The organism is Nocardioides sp. NPDC057772 (genome assembly GCF_042798075.1).
Lineage (GTDB): Bacteria > Actinomycetota > Actinomycetes > Propionibacteriales > Nocardioidaceae > Nocardioides.
Genome location: NZ_JBHVKN010000225.1, coordinates 1 through 8,084, shown reverse-complemented (window position 1 = coordinate 8,084; position 8,084 = coordinate 1). Strand labels below are relative to the sequence as shown.

General features: G+C 68.6%; 6 protein-coding genes. 2 read left to right on the top strand and 4 right to left on the bottom strand.

The features are described from left to right. Positions 1-53: 53 nt before the first annotated feature. The 3 genes from ACFVJS_RS24305 to ACFVJS_RS24295 all read right to left on the bottom strand — a co-directional run bounded on the left by ACFVJS_RS24305 (position 54) and on the right by ACFVJS_RS24295 (position 4,213). Positions 54-2,219 carry a 3-hydroxyacyl-CoA dehydrogenase NAD-binding domain-containing protein gene (locus ACFVJS_RS24305; RefSeq protein WP_378885840.1) on the bottom strand — a complete coding sequence of 722 codons (2,166 nt, stop codon included), beginning with the start codon at positions 2,217-2,219 and terminating at the stop codon, positions 54-56. Positions 2,220-2,354: 135 nt separating this feature from the next. Next, positions 2,355-3,566, bottom strand: a complete 1,212-nt coding sequence (locus ACFVJS_RS24300) for an acetyl-CoA C-acetyltransferase (RefSeq protein WP_378885839.1) — start codon at positions 3,564-3,566, stop codon at positions 2,355-2,357. Between the two features lie 53 nt (positions 3,567-3,619). Beyond that, positions 3,620-4,213, bottom strand: coding sequence for a MerR family transcriptional regulator (locus ACFVJS_RS24295; RefSeq protein WP_378885837.1), 594 nt, complete (start codon positions 4,211-4,213; stop codon positions 3,620-3,622). Between the two features lie 135 nt (positions 4,214-4,348). Here ACFVJS_RS24295 and ACFVJS_RS24290 point away from each other — a divergent pair, with 135 nt between their 5' ends. Further along, positions 4,349-5,497 carry an acyl-CoA dehydrogenase family protein gene (locus tag ACFVJS_RS24290; RefSeq protein WP_378885835.1) on the top strand — a complete coding sequence of 383 codons (1,149 nt, stop codon included), beginning with the start codon at positions 4,349-4,351 and terminating at the stop codon, positions 5,495-5,497. Between the two features lies 1 nt (position 5,498). On the opposite strand, the gene proC is transcribed toward ACFVJS_RS24290, so the two are convergent. Next, on the bottom strand, positions 5,499-6,296 hold the full coding sequence (gene proC / locus ACFVJS_RS24285) for a pyrroline-5-carboxylate reductase (RefSeq protein ID WP_378885842.1): 798 nt from the start codon (positions 6,294-6,296) through the stop codon (positions 5,499-5,501). 106 nt (positions 6,297-6,402) lie between these two features. Here proC and ACFVJS_RS24280 point away from each other — a divergent pair, with 106 nt between their 5' ends. Further along, on the top strand, positions 6,403-8,022 hold the full coding sequence (locus ACFVJS_RS24280; RefSeq protein ID WP_378885834.1) for a Coagulation factor 5/8 type domain-containing protein: 1,620 nt from the start codon (positions 6,403-6,405) through the stop codon (positions 8,020-8,022). Positions 8,023-8,084: the final 62 nt, after the last annotated feature.

Below are 8,084 nucleotides of genomic sequence, written 5' to 3'. Positions count from 1 at the left end.
ACCTCGGTGCCGGCTCCACCTGCCTGAGTGACTACTCGGCGATCAGGCGGTGGTCAGGCGGGGAAGCCCTCACCCTTCGCCGCGAGGTCGCGGAGGTACTGCGTCGGGCGGAACCGCTCGCCGTACGTGTCGGCCAGCTCGTCGGCACGAGCCAGGAACGCCTCGATGCCGATCGAGCCGTCGGCGGCCTCGTAGCCGGTGATGAACTGGGCCGCACCACCGGTCTGCGGCGGGAAGCCGATGCCGAAGATGGAGCCGATGTTGGCGTGCGCAGCCGAGGTGATCACGCCCTCCTCGAAGCACTTCGCCGTCTCCAGGGCCTCGATGAAGAGCATCCGCTCCTCGGCGTCCCGGATCGGGATCTGCTTCTCGGCGACCGGGAACAGGCTCCCGAGGTCGGCCCAGATCGAGCCGCGCTTGCCGTCGACGTAGTCGTAGAAGCCGGCACCCTTGAGCTTGCCCGAGCGACCCGCCTCGATGAGGGGGTTGAGGACCTTCTCGGTGGTGGTCAGCTCGGTCTCGCCGGTCGCCTCACGGGTGGTCTTGGCGATCTTGACCATGAGCTCGTGGTTGAGCTCGTCGGCGATCTGCAGCGGTCCGACCGGGAAACCGGCCTGGGTCGCGGCCCGCTCGAGCGAGTAGGGCGCGAAGCCCTCGGCGAGCAGCGCCAGGCCCTCCTGGATCTGGGTGCCGATGACCCGCGAGGTGTAGAAGCCGCGGCTGTCGTTGACGACGATCGGGGTCTTCTTGATCTGCTGGACGATGTCGTAGGCCTTGGCCAGCGCGACGTCGCTCGTCTCGGCACCCTTGATGATCTCGACCAGCGGCATCTTGTCGACCGGAGAGAAGAAGTGCAGGCCGATGAAGTCGGCCGGGCGGTCGATGCCCTTGGCGAGCTCGGTGATCGGCAGCGTCGAGGTGTTGGAGCAGAGCACCGCGTCCTCGTTGACGAACGGGGCGATCTCGCTGAACACCTTCTGCTTCAGCGACACGTCCTCGAAGACCGCCTCGACGACGACGTCGACACCGGCGAAGTCCTCCGGCGCGACCGTCGGGGTGATCCGGTTGAGGATCTCGTCGGCCTTCTCCTGGGTGAGCTTGCCGCGCGAGACCGCCTTCTCGTTGAGCTTGGCGGTGTAGGCCTTCCCACGCTCCGCCGCCTCGATCGCGACGTCCTTGAGCACGACCTCGGCACCCGCACGAGCGAACGAGTACGCGATGCCCGCACCCATCATCCCGGCACCGAGCACGCCGACCTTCGTCGCGGTGAACTTCTCGACACCGTCAGGACGCAGCGTGCCGGCGCCGATGGCGCCGAGGTCGAAGAAGAACGCCTGGATCATGTTCTTCGACTGCTGACCGGTGACCAGCGAGACGAAGTAGCGCGACTCGATCCGGGTCGCGGTGTCGAAGTCGACCATCGCGCCCTCGACCGCGGCCGACAGGATCGCCTTCGGCGCGCGCATGTCGGACTGCTTGAGCTGCTTGCGCAGGATCGGCGGGAACGCAGGCAGGAAGCCGGCGAGAGCCGGCGAGGTCGGCTTGCCACCGGGCATCTTGTAGCCGGGCTTGTCCCACGGCTGGGCGATCTCGTCGGGGTTGGCCTTGATCCACGCCTTCGCGGCGGGCACGAGCTCATCGGGGGAGGAGACCAGCTCGTCGACCAGACCCTTCTCGAGGGCCGCAGCGGGCTTGAACTTCGTGCCCTGGCCGAGGACGTCCATGAGCCCGGTCATCAGACCGAGCAGGCGGACGACGCGGGTGACGCCGCCGCCACCGGGCAGCAGGCCGAGGGAGACCTCGGGCAGACCGATGTCGTAGCGGGCGTCCAGCGCGATGCGGTGCTGGGCGGCCAGCGCGATCTCGAGGCCACCGCCGAGGGCGGCGCCGTTGATCGCCGCGACGACCGGCTTGGGGAACGTCTCCAGCTTGCGGAGGGTCGCCTTGATCGACTCGACCTCCTCGAAGACCTGGGCGGCGTTCTCCGGGCGCACCTGGATCATGTTCTTGAGGTCACCACCGGCGAAGAAGGTCTTCTTCGCGGAGGCGATCACGACGCCGGTGACGTCGTCTGCTTCGGCGTACAGCTTCTCGACGGCCTCCGCCATCGAGGTCTTGTACAGCTCGTTCATGGTGTTGGCCGACTGGTTCGGGTCGTCCAGGGTCAGCGTGACGATGCCGTCGGCGTCCTTGTCGTAGCGGACCGCGGTCTCGCTCATTTGTTCTTCCTCACGTTTGGGCCGGCTCAGGCCGGAATGTTCGTCTAGGTATGCAGGGAAGCCGTCACTTCCCGCATGGAACTCCGCTAGGGGTGTGGATGTTCGGCTGCATACCTAGCCGAACATCCACCCGGCTCAGACCAGCTCGACGATCGTCGCGATACCCATGCCGCCACCGACGCACAGCGTGGCGAGGCCGCGCTGCTTGCCCTGACGCTCGAGCTCGTCGACCAGGGTGCCGAGGATGATGGCACCGGTCGCGCCCAGCGGGTGGCCCATGGCGATCGCACCGCCGTTGACGTTGGTGACCGACTCGTCGATGCCCATGTCCTTGATGAACCGCATCGCGACCGCGGCGAACGCCTCGTTGATCTCGAACAGGTCGATGTCGTCGACGGTGAGGCCGGCCTTGGCCAGCGCCTTGCGCGAGGCCGGCGCCGGGCCGGTGAGCATGATCGTGGGGTCGGCGCCGGAGACGGCGGCCGAGACGATCCGGGCGCGCGGGGTGAGGCCGTTGGCCTTGCCCGCCTCCTCGGAGCCGATCAGCATCAGCGCGGAGCCGTCGACGATGCCGGAGGAGTTACCGGCGTGGTGGACGTGGTCGATCTTCTCGACCCAGTGGTACTTGGCCAGCGCGACGTCGTCGAAGCCGGCCTCCTGGCCCTGCTGGAGGAAGGACGGCTTGAGGCCGGCCAGCGTCTCGGCAGTGGTGCCGGGGCGGATCAGCTCGTCGTGGTCGAGCACGGTCAGGCCGTTCTGGTCCACGACCGGGATGACCGCGTCCTTGAAGTAGCCGTTCTCCCAGGCGGCGGCCGCCCGGGCGTGCGACTGGGCGGCGTAGCGGTCGACGTCCGCGCGGCTGAAGCCCTCGATGGTCGCGATCAGGTCGGCGCCGATGCCCTGCGGGACGAATCCGGTCTGCAGCGCGGTGTCGGGGTCCTGCGCCCAGGCGCCGCCGTCGCTGCCCATCGGCGCCTTGCTCATCGACTCCACGCCACCGGCGAGGATGAGGTCCTCGAAGCCGCCGCGTACGCGGGAGGCTGCCTGGTTCACGGCCTCCAGCCCCGACGCGCAGAAGCGGTTGAGCTGCACACCGGCGGTCGTCTCGGGAAGACCGGCCTTGATGGCGGCGGTCTTGGCGATGTCACCGCCCTGCTCACCGACGGGGGTGACGACACCGAGAACGACGTCGTCGATCAGCGCCGGGTCGAGGTTGGGGTTGCGCTTGCGAGCCTCATCGATCAGGCCGACCACCAGGTCGATCGGCTTGACCTCGTGGAGCGCTCCGGTCTTCTTACCCTTCCCGCGCGGCGTGCGCAGGTGGTCATAGATGAATGCTTCAGCCATGCGCCGATTGTGACACTAAAACTGTCACAGTCAACAGGGTTGACGCGAAACGTTCACGACAGATTCCGCGAGATCGTCCGGTTCACGGCGTCCTGGAAGCTCACCACGATCGCCTCGGTGGTCAGCTGCCGCAGCCGCGGGAGCACCTCCTCGAGGCGCTCGGCCTCCTCCGGGCTGTGGTGGGTGCGCCGGAACGGGTCGACGACCTGGTCGCGCAGGATGACGTTGAGCTCGGCGGCGAGCTCGGCCATGTGGCGTGAGGTGGCTGCGTACGCCGCCGCGAGGGCGTCGCGGGGCAGCCCCAGCGCGATCAGCTCACGCCCGATCCTCGCCTGGATGTCCTCGGTCGGCTCCGTGGCCCAGGACGTGATCATGGCGCGCTGCATCGCGAGGTCCTCGCGGGTGATGTCGGCAGGAAGCCGGGCGAGGTAGCGCTCGATCGCCTGCAGCGTGAACCCGTGCGCCTGGAGCGCGGTGACCAGGTCGAGGCGGGCGCGGTGCTCGGGGCCGTAGTAGGCCACCCGCCCGCGGCGGATCGGGGCCGGGATCAGTCCGAGGCTCGCGTAGTAGCGCGTGGTGCGCACCGACAGTCCCGTGGCGGTCGACAGCTCATCGATCGTCATCAGCTCATCGGTCGTCTCGGTCATGCCAGGGACCGTAGACCAAACCATTGCCACTTCGCCAGTGTTACTGTCACAGTTGCTCCGTCGCCCATCACGACAATGCGGTCTGCGTCACAGTGGTGAGGCATCATTAACCGGGTACGTCTACGGAGGAGTGTCATGCCCCAGAAGCCCACCATCTACGAAGCCGAGCACGAGGACTTCCGCGCCACCGCGAAGGCGTTCTTCGAGAAGGAGGTCGTCCCGTTCCACGACCAGTGGGAGAAGGACGGCATCGTCCCGCGCGAGCTGTGGAAGAAGGCCGGCGACACCGGGCTGCTCTGCTTCGACGTCGACGAGGAGTACGGCGGGCCCGGCATCAAGGACTTCCGGTTCAACTCGGTCCTCCACGAGGAGATGGCGAAGATCGGCGCCAGCGGCCCGGGCTTCTTCGTCCACACCGACATCATCGTCCCCTACATCTCCCACCTCGGCACCCCGGAGCAGAAGGCCCGGTGGCTGCCGGGCTGCGTCTCCGGCGACATCATCACCGCCGTCGCGATGACCGAGCCGGGCGCGGGCTCCGACCTCCAGGGCGTACGCACCACCGCGGTCGACAAGGGGGACCACTACCTCCTCAACGGCTCGAAGACGTTCATCTCCAACGGCATCAACGCCGACCTCGTCATCGTGGTCGCCAAGACCAACCCCGAGGCCGGCGCCCACGGCATCTCGCTGCTCGTGGTCGAGCGCGGCATGGAGGGCTTCGAGCGCGGCCGCAACCTCGACAAGGTCGGCATGAAGGCGCAGGACACCGCCGAGCTCTCCTTCACCGACGTGGTCGTGCCGAAGGAGAACCTCCTCGGCGAGGAGGGCTCCGGCTTCATCTCGCTGATGACCCTGCTGCCGCAGGAGCGCATCTCGGTCGCCTCCATCGCGGTCGCCGCGGTCGAGCAGGTCCTCGAGCTCTCCCTTGACTACGCCCGCACCCGCGAGGCCTTCGGCCGCCCGATCGGCCGCTTCCAGAACACTGCGTTCACGCTCGCCGAGATGGCCACCGAGGCCTACCTCGCCCGCCTGTTCCTCAACGACGCCATCACCCAGCTCAACGCCGGCACCGCCGACACCGTCCTGGCCTCGATGGCGAAGTGGTGGACCACCGAGCTGCAGAAGAAGTTCGTCGACCAGGGCGTCCAGATCCACGGCGGCTACGGCTACATGATGGAATACCCGATCGCCAAGGCGTTCATCGACAGCCGCATCCAGACCATCTACGGCGGCACCACCGAGGTGCAGAAGCTGATCATCAGCCGCCACCTGGGGCTGTGATCTAGGACAGCTCCTTCGAGCGTACGTAGGCGGCGCGGGTGGCCTCGAGGAAGGCCGCCCGCACGCCGTTCTGCTCGAGCGCGCCGAGGGCGGCAGCGGTGGTGCCGCCCGGGGAGGTCACCTGCTCGCGGAGGACCGCGGGGTGGGTGCCGCTCTCGAGCAGCTTGGCGGAGCCGGTCAGCGTCTGGATGACGAGGGTGGTCGCGTCGTCCCTGGTCAGACCCAGGTGGACGGCGGCCTCGATCCAGGCCTCGGCGACCAGGAAGACGTACGCCGGGCCGGAGCCGCTGATCGCGGTGACAGCGTCGATCTGCGACTCGGGGACCGTGACGACCTTGCCGACGGCGCCCATCAGGTCGGCGGCCGTCGCGACGGCCTCGGCCGTCGCCTTGGCGCCGCCGGCGACGGCGGACATGCCCTCGCCGACCAGGGCCGGGGTGTTGGGCATGACCCGCACGACCGAGACACCGTCGGGGACGGCGGGCTCCATGGCCGAGGTCGGCACACCGGCGGCCAGCGAGACCACCGTCGTCCCCTCGCGCAACGCGGACGCGATCGACTCCAGCACCGGCACGACGCCATAGGGCTTCACACCCAGCACCACGACGTCGGCCTCGGCGACGGCCTCGGCGGCCGGCAGCGTACGGATGCCGTGCTTCTCCCGGAGCGCGGCCGCCTGCTCCTCGCGGGCCTCGACGACGATGACGCTCTGCGGGGAGTGACCCGCCTCGAGGAGCCCGGCCAGCACGGCCCCGCCCATGTTGCCTGCACCGATGATCGCGATGGTCATGCTCGCCAGTCTCTCAGAGCGGATGACCTGCAGGAATAACGCCCCACGGGACCCAAGCAACTGCTAGGTTGCGATACCCACGCCCGTAACACGCCGCTGGTCATCGGGAGGCCACATGCGCATCAGACCTACGTCCCTGCTCGCTGTGGTCGCCCTCGCGGTGACGGTCGCGATGGTGGGCCCGCCTGCCTCCGGTGACGATGTGGAGCGGCGGCTCCCGTCGCCGGAGTCCGAGGTGAACGTGACCGGCGAGCCACGCACCGGCACCGGGCCAGGCGGCACGGTCCAGGGGCTGGTCGACGCCCACAGCCACATGTTCATGCAGGACGGGATCGGCGGCGCGGCGGTCTGTGGGAAGGCGTGGTCGGCGAACGGGATCGCGGACGCGCTCAAGGACTGCCCCTCCCATGGCATCGCGGGTGAGACCGCGCTGCTGGAGAACCTGACCCGCTCGGGCAGCCCGCTCGGTTTCCACGACACCACCGGCTGGCCGTCGTTCAAAGACTGGCCGGCCTACGACTCGCTGACCCACCAGCAGATGTACTACCGCTGGGTCGAGCGTGCCTGGCGTGCCGGCCAGCGGATCCTCGTGGTGCAGCTGACCAGCAACAAGGCGCTGTGCGCGATCAACCCGGGCACCCACCAGTCCTGCGACGAGATGACCGCGGTGCGGAAGCAGGCCCAGGACGCGTACGACACCCAGGCGTTCATCGACGCGCAGTACGGCGGCGAGGGGCGCGGCTGGTACCGCATCGTCACCGACGCCGACCAGGCGCGCAAGGTGATCGAGGACGGCAAGCTCGCCGTCGTGCTCGGGGTGGAGACCTCCGAGCCGTTCGGCTGCTCGCAGAAGCTGCGGCTCCCCTCGTGCACGCGCGCCAACATCGACGCCGGCCTCGACGAGCTGAAGTCGCTCGGGGTGTCGTCGATGTTCCTGTGCCACAAGTTCGACAACGCGCTGTGCGGGGTCCGCTACGACAAGGGCACCACCGGGCTGCTGATCAACGCCGGCCAGTTCCTCACCACCGGGACGTTCTGGACCCCGAAGGCCTGTGACCCGAACCAGCCCCACGACAACAACCCGCGCCTGGTCGAGCGGCCCGCCGAGCTCGCCTGGCTGCCGCAGCCGCCGATCTATCCGTCGGGGACGGTGTGCAACCCCTACGGCCTCTCCGCGCTGGGCGAGTACGCCCTGCGCGGTCTGATCAAGCGCGGCATGATGGTCGAGGTCGACCACATGAGCGCCAAGGCCGCCGACCGCACCCTCGACATCCTCGAGGAGACCGACTACCCCGGCGCCCTCGCCAGCCACTCCTGGATGGACGAGCGCTATCTCGACCGGCTCTACGCCCTCGGTGGCTTCTCCACGATCTACGGCCACAGCACCGACCAGTTCTTGGCCGAGTACGCCCGCACCGCCGCCGTCCGCGACCGCTACGGCGCGGGAATCGGGTTCGGCTTCGACATGAACGGCTTCGGCGGCACGCCCGGTCCGGCGAAGACGCGGGTCAGCTACCCGTTCGAGGGCATCCTCGGTGACTCCGTCGTCGACCGCCAGGTCACCGGCAAGCGGATCTGGGACTACAACACCGACGGTGTCGCCCACTACGGAATGGTCCCCGACTACCTCGAGGACCTCCGCCGCACCGGCGGCCAGGACGTGATCGACGACATCGTCCGCGGGTCTGAGTCCTACCTGCGTACGTGGGCGGGGGCAAGCTCAGCCGCACACTGACGAGCAGGCGTGCCGAGTCGGCGCATCTGACCCCGTGCCTCGCCAAGCGAAGCGAGCGAGAG